General features: G+C 69.9%; 14 protein-coding genes. 5 read left to right on the top strand and 9 right to left on the bottom strand.

All coding sequences use genetic code 11. The annotated features are described in order from the left end of the window. Positions 1 to 330 precede the first annotated feature (330 nt). Positions 331 to 1,365 (top strand): hypothetical protein, encoded by a 1,035-nt coding sequence (locus SK224_RS07040; RefSeq protein WP_320434035.1) that lies wholly within the window; start codon positions 331 to 333, stop codon positions 1,363 to 1,365. A 262-nt stretch (positions 1,366 to 1,627) separates the two neighbouring features. On the opposite strand, the gene rdgB is transcribed toward SK224_RS07040, so the two are convergent. The 3 genes from rdgB to murI are packed head-to-tail and all read right to left on the bottom strand — an operon-like array spanning position 1,628 to position 3,843. Then, the gene (gene rdgB / locus SK224_RS07035) at positions 1,628 to 2,224 is read right to left on the bottom strand and encodes an RdgB/HAM1 family non-canonical purine NTP pyrophosphatase (RefSeq protein WP_320434034.1); all 597 of its coding nucleotides are present in this window, start codon (positions 2,222 to 2,224) and stop codon (positions 1,628 to 1,630) included. Beyond that, positions 2,221 to 2,967 (bottom strand): ribonuclease PH, encoded by a 747-nt coding sequence (gene rph / locus SK224_RS07030; RefSeq protein WP_309736447.1) that lies wholly within the window; start codon positions 2,965 to 2,967, stop codon positions 2,221 to 2,223. Before rph ends, rdgB begins: the two co-directional genes overlap by 4 nt. A 45-nt stretch (positions 2,968 to 3,012) precedes the next feature. Beyond that, positions 3,013 to 3,843, bottom strand: a complete 831-nt coding sequence (gene murI / locus SK224_RS07025; RefSeq protein ID WP_320434730.1) for a glutamate racemase — start codon at positions 3,841 to 3,843, stop codon at positions 3,013 to 3,015. A 41-nt stretch (positions 3,844 to 3,884) separates the two neighbouring features. Here murI and SK224_RS07020 point away from each other — a divergent pair, with 41 nt between their 5' ends. Further along, complete coding sequence (locus SK224_RS07020) at positions 3,885 to 5,189, top strand: nicotinate phosphoribosyltransferase (protein ID WP_320434033.1); 1,305 nt, start codon at positions 3,885 to 3,887, stop codon at positions 5,187 to 5,189. Between the two features lie 10 nt (positions 5,190 to 5,199). Here SK224_RS07020 and SK224_RS07015 read toward each other — a convergent pair whose 3' ends face one another. Genes SK224_RS07015 through SK224_RS07005 form a run of 3 tightly spaced genes read right to left on the bottom strand, consistent with a single transcriptional unit; the run spans position 5,200 to position 8,766 of the window. Next, positions 5,200 to 5,466, bottom strand: a complete 267-nt coding sequence (locus tag SK224_RS07015; protein WP_137417359.1) for a DUF3039 domain-containing protein — start codon at positions 5,464 to 5,466, stop codon at positions 5,200 to 5,202. Between the two features lie 40 nt (positions 5,467 to 5,506). Next, on the bottom strand, positions 5,507 to 7,078 hold the full coding sequence (locus tag SK224_RS07010; protein WP_320434032.1) for a hypothetical protein: 1,572 nt from the start codon (positions 7,076 to 7,078) through the stop codon (positions 5,507 to 5,509). Continuing rightward, the gene (locus tag SK224_RS07005; protein WP_320434031.1) at positions 7,054 to 8,766 is read right to left on the bottom strand and encodes an ABC transporter ATP-binding protein; all 1,713 of its coding nucleotides are present in this window, start codon (positions 8,764 to 8,766) and stop codon (positions 7,054 to 7,056) included. Before SK224_RS07005 ends, SK224_RS07010 begins: the two co-directional genes overlap by 25 nt. Positions 8,767 to 8,958: 192 nt before the next feature. On the opposite strand from SK224_RS07005, the gene SK224_RS07000 reads away from it, so the two are divergent. Beyond that, positions 8,959 to 9,651 carry an NTP transferase domain-containing protein gene (locus tag SK224_RS07000; RefSeq protein ID WP_320434030.1) on the top strand — a complete coding sequence of 231 codons (693 nt, stop codon included), beginning with the start codon at positions 8,959 to 8,961 and terminating at the stop codon, positions 9,649 to 9,651. A 47-nt stretch (positions 9,652 to 9,698) separates the two neighbouring features. Next, positions 9,699 to 10,652: a hypothetical protein gene (locus SK224_RS06995; RefSeq protein WP_320434029.1), complete on the top strand. Its 954-nt coding sequence runs from the start codon at positions 9,699 to 9,701 to the stop codon at positions 10,650 to 10,652. A 13-nt stretch (positions 10,653 to 10,665) separates the two neighbouring features. Here the strand turns inward: SK224_RS06995 and SK224_RS06990 are convergent, their stop codons facing one another. Further along, positions 10,666 to 11,949: a CDP-glycerol glycerophosphotransferase family protein gene (locus SK224_RS06990; protein WP_320434028.1), complete on the bottom strand. Its 1,284-nt coding sequence runs from the start codon at positions 11,947 to 11,949 to the stop codon at positions 10,666 to 10,668. Between the two features lie 40 nt (positions 11,950 to 11,989). On the opposite strand from SK224_RS06990, the gene SK224_RS06985 reads away from it, so the two are divergent. Next, positions 11,990 to 13,084, top strand: a complete 1,095-nt coding sequence (locus SK224_RS06985) for a glycosyltransferase family 2 protein (protein ID WP_320434027.1) — start codon at positions 11,990 to 11,992, stop codon at positions 13,082 to 13,084. Between the two features lies 1 nt (position 13,085). Here the strand turns inward: SK224_RS06985 and SK224_RS06980 are convergent, their stop codons facing one another. Both SK224_RS06980 and SK224_RS06975 read right to left on the bottom strand, forming a co-directional pair. Next, on the bottom strand, positions 13,086 to 14,534 hold the full coding sequence (locus tag SK224_RS06980; RefSeq protein WP_320434026.1) for a CDP-glycerol glycerophosphotransferase family protein: 1,449 nt from the start codon (positions 14,532 to 14,534) through the stop codon (positions 13,086 to 13,088). Next, a complete protein-coding gene (locus SK224_RS06975; RefSeq protein WP_320434025.1) occupies positions 14,531 to 15,787 on the bottom strand; it encodes a CDP-glycerol glycerophosphotransferase family protein in 1,257 nt (418 codons plus the stop codon). Before SK224_RS06975 ends, SK224_RS06980 begins: the two co-directional genes overlap by 4 nt. Between the last annotated feature and the right edge of the window lie 26 nt (positions 15,788 to 15,813).

Below are 15,813 nucleotides of genomic sequence, written 5' to 3'. Positions count from 1 at the left end.
ATCAGCGATCCTAGTGCTGCCGCTCATACCCTCAGCACGTCGAGACCGGACCTTTAGTGCTCTGGTGTACGGAAACGATGGTTTGAGGACGATGTGTGTTCGAGCGCGACACGCCGGGCCAAAAGTAACAAAGGCACGAGACGACGCGCCCGGTCCGGGATCAGGTGAAGACGATCCTCGAGGACCCGGTTCGAGTGGTAAAAGTTCCGCAGGGGTGCTTGCGAGATGGCGGAAAGCTGACCGGGTTGCACCCGTGACGGCGCAGCTCGCATAACTGCGAGGCGGCGCCATTCTAGGGTTACTTCGTGCGTAAAGGGGCATGGACCGAACATGCAGCGGGAATCCGACATCTCTGCGGGGACCGGCCACACTCGCGCCCCGGTGTGCCACGATGCACGTGTGAAAAGGCGCTCCCTCCAGGACATCCCCGACTGGGACCGCGTCTACCGACCCGGCGTGGACATCCGCGCCTACCCCATCTTGAAGTGGGAGAGAGCCTGGGAACTCGCGCAGCAGATCATTACGGAGTACGGCACCTACCGCGACTCCCTTGGCGAGGAGACCGAGGCGGAGATCTCGACCGACCGGCGCACTGTGAACTTCCGGGCACACCTTCGCTTCGACCCGCCGATTGGGCGTTGGTCCCTGTTGTTCGGGGAGGTGCTGCATAACTATCGAAGCGCGCTCGATGGGTTGGCCTGGGAGCTTGCCCATCTAAACGGTAGCGCCGTCCCCTCAGAGCATGAACGAAACCTCTACTTCCCGCTGGCTGAGTCGGAGGCCAAATGGGAGAGGTTGAAGCGAACAACGCTCGCCAGCATGCCCGTGGCGGTCCATGATCGGCTGTGCCGCGTACAGCCTTACCGCTTCGAGCCGGTCGAGGAGGGCATCGGCCTTTTGCTCAACAAGATGAGCAATCTTGATAAGCATCGCGCCGGGCTCGTATTGGAGCAGCGAGTTCTCGACAAGACCCCGTTCACCATCTTGGCCACACCGGAAGAGCCTGAATCGGACAGAGGGAGCGTTGGCGGGGACGGATCACGCTACGAGTTCTTGGCTCCCGACCGCGCCATCCGAAGCGGTGATCGAGTCTTCACATTCACTGAACCCTGGACCATCAAAACCGCGTCGGTTGAGAAACTTCCGATGCGGCTCACCACGACCATCGAGGGGCGACTGCACGAAGTTTGGGGCCTACTCAGCATGATCGAGCGGCAGGTTGCTGGCACGTTCATCAACGCGTGTGTCGGCTTCACTCATCCGGAATGGGCGAGCTTCATTCAGGGCGAATCTGGCCGTCCGGAGAGTAACTGGTGTCCCAACACTGCCCGTTACACGGCTGACATGCGCAGACAGTTGCCTTGATCCGCTCTCGACGGGCAAAGAAGATCCTGGGACCGGGCGGACGCCGACTCGGGCGGCGTCCGCCATGCGCAGCGCTGAGGGCGGGTAGCCTTACGCCCGGTGCGTCAAGATTCGACAAACCGGGGTCACCTACTCCGTGTTCATCGCGTGTCCAAATCGATGGACACGAGCTGACCTGGCTACGTAGGAAGCCGGTCATCTTTCGTGAAAGTGCGACCGTCGACACTGACATCGGGAACGAGAGTGATTCTCGCTCCCCCGTTCAGAGCTCGCTGAGCAGCGGTCCGAGCTCTGCGAACGCGCGAGCGCGGTGCGACGCGGCGTTCTTCTCGGCGGCCGAGAACTGGCCGACCGTGCGCTCCGCACCCGACTGGCCGTCGGGGATGAAGATCGGGTCGTAACCGAATCCACCGGCGCCGTCGGCGGCGAGTGCGAGCCGCCCCGGCCAGACGCCCTCGACGACGTGCTCGGCACCGCCGGGCATGACGAGGGCGATCGTGGCGACGAACTGCGCGGTGCGGTGCGGGTCGGCGATGTCCGAGAGCTGATCGAGCAGCAGCTCGAGGTTGGCTGCGGCATCCTTACGGTGTCCGGCCCAATAGGCGGAGAACACCCCCGGCGCTCCCCCGAGCACGTCGACGCAGATGCCCGAGTCGTCGGCCAGCGCGGGAAGCCCGGTGTAGGCGGCTGCCGCGCGGGCCTTGATCAGCGCGTTGGCCGCGAAGGTCACGCCGTCCTCGACGGGTTCCGGCCCGTCGTAGCCGATGACGGTGAGGTCGGGACGGGTCGCCTGCACGATGTGGCGGAACTCCTCGACCTTGTGCGGGTTGTGCGTGGCGAGCACCACGCGGTCGGTCACGCCTCGTCTCCCGCCGCGAGCGCCGCCGCCTGCGCCTGACCCAGCTCGCCGCATCCGGCGACCGCCAGCTCCAGCAGGGCGTCGAGCTCTCGCTTGTCGAACGGCGCCCCCTCGGCGGTGCCCTGAACCTCGACGAACAGACCGCGACCGGTCACGACGACGTTCATGTCGGTCTCGGCGCGCACGTCTTCGACGTACGCGAGGTCGAGCATGGGCTCACCGTCGATGATGCCGACCGAGACGGCTGAGACGGAGTCGAAGAGCACCTGCGCCTTCTGCCCGATGAACTTCTTGCGACGTCCCCACTCGATCGCGTCGGCGAGGGCGACGTAAGCTCCGGTGATCGCCGCGGTGCGCGTGCCGCCGTCGGCCTGCAGCACGTCGCAGTCGATGACGATCGTGTTCTCACCGAGCGCCTTCGTGTCGACGACCGCTCGAAGCGCCCGGCCGATGAGGCGCGAGATCTCGTGCGTGCGACCGCCGATCTTGCCCTTGACGCTCTCGCGGTCGTTGCGATCGTTCGTGGCGCGCGGCAGCATCGCGTACTCCGCCGTGATCCAGCCCTTGCCCTTGCCCGTGAGCCAGCGCGGCACGCCGTTGGTGAACGACGCCGTGCACAGCACCTTGGTGTTGCCGAACGAGATGAGAGCCGAGCCCTCGGCCTGGCTCGACCAGCCGCGCTCGATCGTCACAGGGCGCAGCTGCGAGACGGTGCGCCCATCGGCGCGGGTGATGTCGGTCATCGTTCTCCTCGGGTAGGGCGGATGCGGAAAGGTCGGGATGCGGCGTCAGGACGCCGTGGTGCGGGGCAGATCGATCGTGCCGGTCTGCACGAGCTGCACCTGACGCACCTCGCGCCCCATGAGGCGGTGCGCGAGCTGGATGAAGTCGTCTGCCGACGCACCCGTCGCCTCGTAGACGTGCTGGGCCACGGCGTCGGGCCCTGCCAGCAGATCACGGGAGACGAGCTGACGGTAGACGTCCTTCGCCGTCTCGGTGTCGCTCGAGACGAGACTCACGCCCTCACCCATGACGTAGCTGATAGCGCCCTCGAGGAAGGGGTAGTGCGTGCAGCCGAGCACGAGGGTGTCGACACCGGCGTGACGCAGGGGCGCCAGGTACTCCTCGGCGACGTGCAGCACCTCGGGCGAGCCGGTGACGCCGGCCTCGACGAAGTCGACGAACCGCGGGCATGCCTGCGCGAACACGGTGACGTTCGGGTTCACCTCGAGCATGTCCTGGTACGCGCCGGAGCTGATCGTGCCGGTCGTGCCGATGACGCCGATGCGACTGTTGCGGGTCGTCGCGAGCGCCGTGCGCACGGCGGGGCCGATGACCTCGACCACGGGCACGTCGTAGCGCTCGCGCGCATCCCGGAGCACCGCGGCCGACGCCGTGTTGCAGGCGATGACGAGCATCTTCACGCCCTGCTCGACCAGTGTGTCGAGGATCTCCAGCGAGTAGCGGCGCACATCCGCGATCGGCTTCGGGCCGTAGGGCGAGCGCGCGGTGTCGCCGATGTAGAGCAGCGATTCGCGCGGTAGCAGCTGCGAGATCGCGCGAGCGACGGTCAGACCACCCACTCCGGAGTCGAAGATCCCGATCGGCGCGTCGTCCACCACGATCACCCACCCTACCCGCGCTCGATAGAGTGACCGCCATGCCCGAGACGACCTCGCTGCTCACCGACCGCTACGAACTGACCATGATCGAGGCGGCGCTGCGCGACGGCACCGCCTCCAGGCCCACGGTCTTCGAGCTGTTCGCCCGGCGTCTGGCGGGAGGGCGACGTTTCGGCGTGGTCGCGGGAACCGGTCGCCTGCTGTCCCTGCTGCGCGAGTTCCGCTTCGGCGACGAGGAGCTGCGGTACCTGCGCGACAACCGCGTGGTGGATGCGGACACGCTCGCGACCCTCGCGGATTTCCGCTTCACCGGGTCGATCACCGGCTACCGCGAGGGCGAGCTGTACTTCCCCGGCTCTCCGGTGCTGACCGTCGAGGGCAGCTTCCTCGAGGCCGTGATCCTCGAGACCCTGGCCCTCAGCGTGCTCAACCATGACTCCGCCGTCGCCACGGCGGCCGCGCGGATGTCGCTGGCCGCCGGCGACCGGCCGCTGGCCGAGATGGGCTCGCGGCGGGCCGGAGAGCGCTCGGCCGTCGCCGCCGCGCGAGCCGCCTACATCGCGGGCTTCGGCGCCACGAGCAACCTGGAGGCGGGACGCACCTGGGGCATCCCCACGATGGGCACCGCCGCACACGCCTGGACACTGCTGCACGAGCGCGAAGAGGACGCCTTCCGCGCGCAGATCGCCGCTCAGGGACTCGGCACGACACTGCTGGTCGACACCTATGACATCGAGCGAGGAGTAGAGACCGCCATCCGCGTCGCGGGGACCCGCCTCGGCGGGGTGCGCATCGACTCGGGCGATCTGCCGGTCGTCGCGGCGCGTGTGCGGGAGCAGCTCGACGCGCTCGGCGCCACCGACACGCGCATCACCGTCACGAGCGACCTGGACGAGTACGCGTTGGCAGCGCTGGCCGCCTCACCCGTCGATGCCTACGGCGTCGGCACCTCCGTCGTCACGGGTTCGGGTACGCCCACCGCGGGGATGGTCTACAAGCTGGTCGCACGCCAGGATGTCGACGGAACCTGGGTGAGCGTCGCCAAGGCGTCCGCCGAGAAGACCTCCACGGGCGGACGCAAGACGGCCTTCCGGAGCCTGCGAGGCGGAACCGCCGAGGCGGAACTCATCCGCATCGACGCGGCCGACTCACCGGCCGAACCCACGGACGCCCGCGCGCTGCAGGTACCACTCGTCGAGCACGGTGAGATCGACGCCGCTCACGAAGGGCCCGAGGGTGTCCGCGCCGCACGCGCTCACCACCTGATGGTCCGCGACGAACTCCCTCTCGCGGCGCACGGTCTCAGCCGGTCGGATCCAGCCATTCCCACCCGCTACCTGTGAGCGCTGCGCGTCACTGCTGCAGCGACTCGTAGATCTCCTTGCACGACGGGCAGACCGGGAACTTCTCCGGGTCTCGTCCCGGCGTCCACTTCTTGCCGCACAGCGCGCGCACGGGCTTGCCCGTGATGGCCGACTCGAGGATCTTCTCCTTCTTCACATAGTGCGAGAAGCGCTCGTGATCGCCGGGCTCGATGGTCTCTTCGCGGATGAGCTCTTCGAGCTCGCGGTCGAGGGTGGCGAGGCCGCCCTGGTCGGGGCTGTCGGCAGGGGTGCTCATGGTCAGCAAGTGTAGCCGCGAGGGGTGTGCGCGGCTCGGGTCAGGAACTCGTGGCGGCGAACTCCATGAGCTCGCTCTCCCGCCGCTCGAACACCTGCGCGCCGATCGCGAGCCCCGCCCCGAGCACGACGACGCCCGTCACCGCTCCGCCCACGAGGGCCGCGAGCCCGAAGGACTGGTCGCCGGAGACCGCCTGCCACGCCCACCAGAGCGTCGGCACGCTCACCGCGAGCGCCCCCAGCATCACGAGCGCCTGCGAGAGGATGCCGGCAGATCCCGTGCGCTGAGGCTGCTGGAAGGGGCTGTCGCCCGGACGCGACACCGCATAGGGCGCCGCCGCCGAAGCGATGGAGGAGAGTCCCAGACCCGACAGGAACAGGCTGATGGTCACACCCGCGAGAGCCGGCAGGTGCGCCCAGCGCCCGTGGATCGCAACGGCCACAGGCACGGCGACGGCGAACGTCGGCAACGCGATGAGCAGGATCGGTACGAGGCGTCCGACGCGGTCCGAGATGCCGCGCACGCCCGATGCCACGTGCATCCACACCGCGGTGGAGTCGTAGGCGACGTCGTTGTGGGGCAACCAGCCGAAGAAGAGCGCGATGATCGGCACGGGCACCAGCGCCACGTACTCGGCGGGTACGCCCGCGACCAGCAGCGGGATGGTCGTCAGCAGCGCCGCGACCGGGACCACGAGCACGTTCACGCCGTAGCGACGATCGCGCAACCAATAGGTGAGGCTGCGGGCGGCGATCGCGCCTCCGGCCGTGCCGGGCAGCACCGAGAACCATCCCATGCCGCCGCGCTCACGCGCGGCGAGGGGACGCTCGATCGTCGTGAGCGCGCGGCGCACGATCGCGTACCACGCCCACCCGAGCAGGGCGATCGTGACCACCGCGACGATCGCGGCGAGCCAGAGCCCGCCGACATCGCCGATCGCGGCAAGGCCCGGCAGCGCCCACGCCGCGCCGATCGGCGTGAACGCGAGCACGTGCGCCGCCGCGTCGAGCTGGCTCGGAACCGCGTCGCCCCAGTCGAGCGAGGCGAAGAACACCCCGACCGGCACGAAGACGACGAGCAGGGCGAGGATGAACAGCCCGGTCAGCTCACGTGATCGACGCGGGAGCGTCCACATCGAGGCGAGGCCCGCGGCGACGCGGGTCAGCAGCACCGCTGTCAGCAGGCCGAGCAGGGGGCCGATCGCAGCGAGCGCTCCGGCGTCCTGCGAGAACCACATCACGGCCGTCGCCACAGCGACCGCAGCCAGCGCCAGGACGGGAACGCTGACGACGCTCGCGAGCAGAATCGCGCCGGCCAGCGGCTTGGGTTCCAGACCGAAGGTCTGGAACCGGCGCGGGTCCAGCTGGTCGGGGCTGCCGGAGATGGGCGGCGCGAGCGCGTAACCGACCGCGACGGCGCTGCCCCCGAGGACCGTCACCACGAAAGCGGATTGCGCGGTGACCGCCTGCAGTGCGATCTGCGCGACGCAGGCAGCGACGACACCGCCCACCACCAGTACACTCGCGATGATCGCGCGCCAGCGCTCCGCGGCGTCGCCGCGCAGCGCTCCGATCAGGAGAGCGGCCCTCAGTCGGAGAACGTGTGCAGCCATTCGAGGCCCTCCACCTCGTTCGAGCCGCCGACGAGCTCGAGGAACCGCGCCTCGAGCGTCTGCTCGCCGCGGACCTCGGCCACCGTGCCGTCGACCAGTACCTGACCGGAGACGATCACCGCCACACGGTCGCACACGCGCTCGACCAGGTCCATCCCGTGGCTGGAGAGCAGAACCGTTCCTCCGTGCGACACGTAGGTGCCCAGGATGTCGAGGATGACCGAGCTCGAAACCGGGTCGACGGCCTCGAAGGGCTCATCGAGCACGAGCAGCCGGGGCGAATGGATGAGGGCTGCGGCCAGCATGACCTTCTTCGTCATGCCCGCCGAGTAATCCGATACGGACCGCCCCAGCGCCGCGGTCAGGTCGAAGGCTCGTCCCAGGTCGGAGGCGCGGCGCTCGACGGTGTTCGCATCGAGGCCCCGCAACAGCCCCGCGTAGGAGAGGAGCTGGCGACCGGTCAGGCGATCAAAGGTGCGCAGCCGATCCGGCAGCACGCCGATCAGCCTCTTGGCCTCACGTGACCGGGTGCGCGCATCGACGCCCGCCACGCGGATGGTGCCCGCGTCCGGCTTCAGGAGCCCGGCGATCATCGAGAGCGTGGTGGTCTTGCCCGCGCCGTTCGGGCCGACGAGTCCGTAGAAGGTGCCGGCGGGGACCGAGAGGTCGACGCCCGCGACCGCGACGGTCGCGCCGTAGGACTTCGCGAGGCCCCTCACCTCGAGCGCCAGAGGGGTCTCGTCCGCCGCAGCCGCCGTCTCGGCGACCTCGGTGAACAACCGATCGGACGCCTCATCCTCCGCACGTTCGGTCACGACGACGACCTCTGCCTCCGCCGGTGTCGGCACGTCGGGGGTCTCGTCGCCGGCATCGGCGACGGCGGGAGGCCCGACGACGGGCTCGGGCACCTCGTCGACGATCTCTTCGACCACGACATCGTCCAGCGTCTCGACCGGCTCGGGCGACGACACATCGGCGGGCTCAGGTCTGCTCTCCTGCTCGGCGACCGCATCGGTCGCCGTCACGACCGGCACCTCGTCGAGCACCTCCGGCGATGCGGCCTCGACCGGCGCCTCGTCCGGGACGATGACCTCGTCGACGGCGGCGGGCCGTTCCGCATCCGCCGGCGCGGGGCGCGACGGCAGCGGCGGTTTGGGCGGAATGACGAAGTCCACCGCAACCGGCGCGTCGATCCGCGCCACGGGCGGCGTCTTGGCTGCTGTCGTGCGCGGCGCCTTCGCTCCTCCCTGCGCCGACTTCGTCCGCGGCGACGCGGTCCGCGGCGCGGTCTCAGCGGTACGGGCGGTCGTCGTGCGGGCGGCTGGCTTGCGGGGCGCAGCCGGCTTCTTCGCGGCAGCCGGCTTCTTCGCCGCAGCGGCCGGCGCCGCCGGATCCTCCGCGGCGGAACCCGCGGGACGCTTGGCTGCCGTCGGCCGCTTCGCCGCGGGCTTCTTCGGAGCTGCGGGCGCCGCAGCCTCCTTCTCGGCGGGCGCGGGCGCTGCCGCCGACGACGTCGCCGGCTTCTTCGCGGCGGGCTTGCGACCCGCTGCCGGACGGGTGGTCGTGGAGCGCGGAGTGCGCGGCGTCGAAGGGCGCGCGGATGCCGGCTTCTTCGGTGCGGCGGAGACCTCCTCGGCGGAGCCGTCGTCGGGCGTGGGCGCGTCGGAACCGGAAGGAGTGGAGGTCACTTCTCCAACGTATCAATCGCCCCTGACGATCCCGTCGGTGGGATGCGGCCCTGTCACCGATTGTCACGAATCCACAACGGGAGCGGGGTGATCTGCGGGCTTCCAGGTGGCCCGGATACCATGGGCCCGGCACAAAGGAGTGTTTCGTCGGTGAACCGACCGTGAACTTCGACTCCAGGAGCGATGAATCTTATGAGACTTCAGACAGTGATCCTTGCCGCCGGCATGGGCTCGCGCCTTGGCCGCAGCCTGCCGAAGCCCCTGACCCAGCTGAACGACGGGCGCAGCATCATGCGCCAGCAGCACGACAACATCCGCGCAGCCTTCGGCACCGACGCCAAGCTCACGACGGTCGTCGGCTACCGGGCGGAGACCATCGTCGAGGCCTTCCCCGAGGCGGACTACGTCTACAACGAGCGCTACGACCAGACCAACACGTCGAAGAGCCTCCTGCGCGCACTCTCCGCCACCGGTAAGGCGGGTGTGCTCTGGATGAACGGCGACGTCGTGTTCGACCCGCGCGTGCTGGGCCGTGCGGTGGCGCTCATCGAGCGCGAGCAGTCCTTCGTCACCGTCAACACCGCAAAGGTGAGCGACGAAGAGGTCAAGTACACCGTCACGAGCGAGGGCTTCATCAAGGAGCTCTCCAAGACCGTTCGCGGCGGAATCGGCGAGGCCGTAGGAATCAACTACATCTCGCGCGCCGACAAGCGCTCGTTCATGCACCACCTCGCGCGCGTGGACGATCAGGACTACTTCGAGCGCGGACTCGAACTCGCCATCCAGCACGACGGCCTCCTCCTCGAGCCGATGGACATCTCTGACCTCTACGCGGTCGAGGTCGACTTCGCCGAAGACCTGGAGCGCGCGAACCAGTTCGTCTGATCCGCAATCCCCCGGCACCGTTCAGCCGGGCCACTTAGCATCGCAGGATGCCGGAGAAGGTCCACCGCATCCACAGCCTGCCGGACGAGTCGCCGTGGCAGGGAGGGATCCCACCCGTCGGGTCGAGCGAGCACCCGTTCACGGTGCGCGCCCTCGATCGTGTGCTCGCCGTCCAGCGTCCCGTCGTGCTGGCTCATCTTCGCAGCATCCGGGTACGTCACCCGCGCGCTACGACGCTCGAGATCGTGCGGATGCTGGAGCGCCGATACCTCGCGGCGGTGACCACCGGCGGAGCAGCCGTCGGTGCGACCGCCGTGGTCCCCGGCATCGGCACCGGCGTCACGTTGGCGCTGAGCGGCGTGGAGACTCTCGGCTTCCTGGAGACGACGACATTGTTCGCGCAGTCGGTCGCCGAGGTGCACGGGATCCCGGTCGAGAACCCCGACCGCGCCCGCGCGCTCGTGCTGACGCTGCTCCTCGGCCAGGAGGGGATCGACCTCGTCACCCAGCTCGCACGGCAGGCCGGCGGCAAGGGCCCGTCGCGCAGCACGTACTGGGGAGAGCTGATCACCACGACGCTGCCCCGCGCGGCGCTCGGTCCGCTCGTCGACCGTCTGAAGACCTCGTTCCTCCACCGCTTCGCCGCGCGCGGCGGCGCCTCGTTCGTCGGCAAGGCGCTGCCCTTCGGCGTGGGCGCGGCGGTCGGCGGCGCCGGGAACCATCTGCTCGGGCGACGCGTGATCACCACGTCGCGACGCGCGTTCGGGATGCCGCCCCTCGATCTGCCCGCCGAGCTCGAGCCTCGCCCGGGAGCCGCGCCGATCGAGCGACTCGCCGGGCGCGGCCTCGCCCGCGCCGGTGGGCTCGTCGCGCAGGCGGCGGGATCCGCTACCCGGCGCACGCGGGATGCCACGAAGGCGCTGGGCTCCGCTCGCCGCAAGCAGCGAGCTTCCGACACGTCCGTCGATCCCTCGACCACCGAAGAACTACCGGGGCGCTGAGCGGGCGATCGACTCAGGAGGCTTCTTCGCGGCCGACGTTCGAGTCGAGCTCGGCCTGCGCCGCGGCGTCGTCCGCGTCACCGCCCGCTCTCGCGTGCCACTCGTCCCACTCGTCCATCAGACGCCCGATCGCCGCGTGGAAGCGTGCCGTCGGGGCCCCCGGGGACGTGTCGCCGAAGTAGTGATCGACCCAGTACGCCAGGCGGGCGACGGCGTCGGGATCGCCGACCAGGCGATCGACCTCGTCCAGGATGCGAGGGGCGTCGGCAGCATCCAGCCACTCGCATGCCGAGAGATAACCGCTCGTGTCGACCGCGGCGCGCTCATCGACGGGCCGCGTGATGAGCAGCGGCCTGTCGGCCGCGAGGCGGTCGTAGACCATGGCGGAGATGTCCACCACCGCGACGTCGGCGGCCGCCAGCTGCCAGCCGAGTTCCGGTCCGTCGTCGAAGACATGCTGCGCGGTGGGGTCGGCGGCGTTCGCCGCGGCGATCGCGGCGACGATGCGTCGATGCGCGGCGAGGTACTCGCGATCGACCACGCCGCTGCGGGGATGCGGCCGGTAGATGAGGCGGTGGCGTGCCGAGCCGAGGATGGCTGAGGCCAGCGCCTCTCCGTGAGTCGCGATGGATCCGTAGAACGCCGAGGGCCGATCGCCCTCCCAGGTCGGCGCGTACAGAACGACCGTGCGATCGTCCGGCGTGTAGGGAAGCACGCCGGAGTAATGGTCCGCCTGCGGCCGACCGATCTCGATCGTGCGCGCATCGAGATCGTAGTTCCAGAGCACGCGTCCCAGACGCTCGCGAGCCGCGTCCCCCGCGATCAGGGCGTAGTCATACGCCTTGAACTGATTCGTCGTCATGTACATCTTGTCGGACTCGCCGTGGTTGATGAACACGTGCCAGCGGTGCCCATAGCGGAACATCTGGAAGTTCCGCGTGTTCTGGTTCACGTACAGCACGACGCGCAGCCCCTGCGCGGCCACGACCCTCTCGAGATCGCGCACGGTCGGCACGAAGGCGACCGGCAACTCGCTCTCGGTCATGATCGCCGCCGCCGAGGTGGCGTTGCGGCTCAGCACCAGCACGGGCCAGGTCTCGGCGAGCTTCTGGAGCGGCTTGTACCACTGACGCATCTGGTAGAGGTTCACGGCACCGTCGGCGAAGTAGACGCCCACCCGGAAGCGACCGACCGGCAGCGGGGTGCGCATCGTGCGCACCTGGTGGACGGCGGAACGGTTGTCGAGGACCTTCCGGAGAAGTCCCCGCGCCTTGCGGATGTCTGATGCCAGGCCCATCCTTCCAGCCTAACCAGCGCGCACATGGGATGATCGTCGGATGCACGTCGACGCGGGGGGCCATCGTGACGCCCCGGTTCCCAGCGCCGAGGCAGGGGTGTCGTTCGTCATGCCGGTGCTCAACGAGGCGGGATATCTGGAACGCGCCGTGCAGAGCGTGCTCGCCCAGCAGACCCCCGGCCCCATGGAGCTCGTGCTGGCGCTGGGCCCCTCCTCCGACACCACCGACGAGATCGCCGAACGTCTCGCAGCCGACGACGAGCGCATCCTGCTCGTCCGCAATCCCGACGCCGACATCCCGACGGGCTTGAACCTGGCGATCGCCCGCAGCACGCTGCCGACCATCGTGCGCGTCGATGCCCATTCGGAGCTCGCTGCCGGCTACACGCTGAGGGCTCTCGAGACGCTCGCGCGTGTGCGCGCCGCGAACGTCGGCGGGGTGATGCAGGCCGACGGCCGCACGCCCTTCCAGCGTGCCGTCGCCCGCGCGTACAACTCCCCTTTCGGCCTCGGCGGCGGGGCCTATCACGGCGGCCGGCGCGAGAGCGCCGCCGAGTCCGCCTACCTCGGCGTCATGCGCCGCGTGGTCATCGACGAGGTCGGCGGATTCGACGAGTCCCTGCGTCGCGGCGAGGACTGGGAGCTGAACCTCCGCATACGCCGAGCGGGCTATCGCGTCTGGTTCGATCCGGCACTGCGCGTGACCTACTGGCCGCGCGAGAGCTGGCAGCGACTCGTGCGGCAGTTCCGCGCCACCGGCGCGTGGCGCGGCGAGCTGGTGCGGCGCTACGGTCGCCGCAACTCCCTGCGCTTCTTCGCGCCGCCCGTGCTCGTGGCCTGCGTGGCGCTCGCCTTCGTGGCCGCGGTGCTGCAGCTCACCGGAGTCCTGTCGGGCGCCGCAGCGCTCTTCGCGAACGCGATCTACCTGCCCCTGGTCGTGTACACGGTCCTCGTCGTCGCCGTCGCCCTGGGCCCCGGCGGCGGGAACGGATGGCGCGACAAGCTGTGGACGGCGGGAGTCCTCCCCTCGATGCACCTCGCGTGGGGTGCCGGCTTCATCCAGGGACTCGTGCGCGGCGCCCGCGACACCGTCGACACCTCGCGGCTCGGATCGCGCAACACGCCGCTGCCGTGAGTCAGCCGCCGATCAGACCCTGATCCAGGATGCGGGCGACGACGCGCTCGGCCGCGTGGCCGTCCTCGCGCGCGTTGAAGGCGCGCTGCCAAGCGGCGTACCGGTCGGCGTAGGCCGCGGTGTCCTGCGCCACAGCCCGGGTCAGCTCCTCCTGTGTGCGCACGAGCGGTCCGGGGGCGCGCTGCGCGAGATCGAAGTAGAACCCGCGCAGGCGTCCTCGGTAGTCCTCGAGGTCGGGCACGAAGAAGTAGACCGGCTTGCCCGTGACCGTGAAGTCGAACATCACCGACGAATAGTCGGTCACGAGCGCGTCGGCGGCAAGAAGTAGCTGTGCGGTGTCGGGGAAGCCCGTCACATCGACGACCCGCGCCCCCTCGGCGTCCCTGCCCGGCAGCAGCGTGCGCGAGTGACCTCGCACCAGCACCACCGCGCCGGTATCCGCGGCGAGCCTCTCCGCATCGAGGAAGTCGACGATCTGCTCGCGATCGTCGCGCCAGGTCGGCGCGTAGAGGATGACGCGTTCGTCCTCGCCGATGCCGAGGCGCGCGCGGACACCCGCCGCATCCCCGGTGCGCAGCACGTCGTTGCGCGGGTACCCCTCGACCCAGATCGGTCGGCGACCGAACGCATAGGCGCGACGCAGGATGGATGCCGCGTACTGGTTCTGGGCCAGCAGCACGTTCCACCGGCGCGATTCGCGCACCACGGCGACGGCCCGCCGCGGATCGAAGCCCGGCCGATGAAGAGCCAGCCGTTTGAGGGGCGTGCCGTGCCAGGTCTGGACCACGTGCTGTCCCGGCCGGCGCACGTAGCGCCGACGCATCCAGTCGTTGACCACCAGCAGGCGCGAGACCGCGCGGGCCCGCCACCAGTCCGGACTGCCCTCGACGACGGGGATCGCGCCCTCGGGAACGTCGACGGAGAGGTCGACGACGCTCCAGTACCGCACGAGTCCGGGGATCCGTTCGCGCAGCACGCGGTCGATCGCGAGCGGATTGCAGCTGGCGTTGCGCCCGTAGAAGCTCTCGAAGAAGACGGCTTCCTCCAGCGGCTCCCGCCCAGTCGCATAGCGCCGCTCGAGGGCCCCCTGCGCTTCGCCGGCGTCGTACGCCGGATCGACGGGGGGTCCGATCTCGAGCTCCCACCCGGTCAACGCCGCGCGCAGCGACCCGAGCTGCGAGAGGGCGAGAGGGTCGGGGGCCTCCGGGGTCTCCGTTGAGCCGGCGCTCTCGACGTGCAGCCGGTAACGCCCGCTCGGCAACGGAAGAAGCGGTCCGCCCCAGCGGGAGGCGGAGAGCATCAGAGTCGCCGTCCACGTCTTGCCCCGGCCGGTCAGCGTCGCCGCGACACGCGCCCGGGCGCCGACCAGCTCGACGCGTTCGGGGCGCGCACCCGTTCCCCGCAGGACGAGCGCCGGGGCACTCCCGGTGGTCCACTCCGCCGTGGTCATGCGGTCTCCTCCCGAGGGTCGCCGCCGATGGCGGCCGTGATGGCCCGATAGACCCGTTCCGCGTTGCGGCCGTCGCGGTGCGCGTGCACGAGCGCATCCAGGCGCCTGGCACGTTCCAGCCGCGCATCGCGCGCTTTGCCGTCCGAGAGCACGGCAGCGATCTGCGTGAGCGCCCCCTCCCAGTCCACGGCGATATCCTTGCCCGCGACGTCGGCGTAGGTGCCGTAGAAGCCCCGACGTCGGGCGTAGGTGTCGACATCCGGCGCGAAGTACACGACCGGCAGCGGGACCAGCGAGGAGTCGTAGGCCAGCGAAGAGTAGTCGGTGACGAGCAGATCGATGCCCGGGAGCACCGGCGTGACGTCGGCCACGCGGTCGCTGCCGAGCAGGTGGACACGCGGGCTGTCCTCGGGCGGGGCGTACTCTCCGGCTCCCAAGGGATGCGGGCGCACGATCAGCCGCGCGCCGTGTTCGTCCAGCAGGGCGGTGATCCGCGCCCAGTCGCCGGCCGTCGGGATCGCCGGATCATCGTCGCCGTCGCGCCACGTCGGGGCGTACAGCACCAGCCGGTCGTCGCCGAGCGGGCCGAGCACCGCTTCGAGCCGGTGACGAGCGCTCTCCCGTCGCTCGGCCGCACTCCCCCGCGACAACACGTCGACGCGAGGCTCTCCTACGACCGGCACGCGCGAATCGTCGAGCGAGAACGCCGACTCGAGGCGGCCGCGCACGAGGTGGGACGCGGCCGGCAGGAGGCGTATCCGGCGCGTGGCGCTGCGGTACATGAGGGCCAGCAGACGTCGCACGAGACGAGAGGAGGGGAGGAGGGAACTGCGCAGCGTCTCCGGCGAGTCGATGCCGATGCGCTTGAGCGGGATCCCGTGCCAGAGCTGCACGAGGTACGACCCCGCCACGGCGTAGCGGTTGACGTCGCCGAAGCCGTGCGTGACGACGACGACCTCGGCGCGTGCCGTGAGCCAGAGTCCGCGCAATGAGTCGGCTCGCACGTGCGGGATCCCGCGCGACGCCGCATCCCGCGCCTGCGCGTCGGTGCGGATCAGCCAGACGGCACGGTGACCGTGCGCGGCCGTCTCGTGCCACAGCGCGAGGGCGCCGTCGGCGATGCCCGCGGCCGATCCGAAGACCCACCTCCCGCGCGCTCGCGGCACGAGCAACGTGAGAGCCCGCCCTGCCGCGTAGAACGGTATGGCGAGGAGCTTCTTCGCGTTGCCGTCGCCGAACGAGAAGGACGCCACCTCGCGAGCCTATCGCGAGGTGGCGT

The sequence above is a fragment of the Microbacterium sp. BG28 genome (genome assembly GCF_034044005.1).
Lineage (GTDB): Bacteria > Actinomycetota > Actinomycetes > Actinomycetales > Microbacteriaceae > Microbacterium.
Note: the sequence above shows the minus strand (reverse complement) of the source record. Positions and strands in the feature narration are given on the sequence as shown.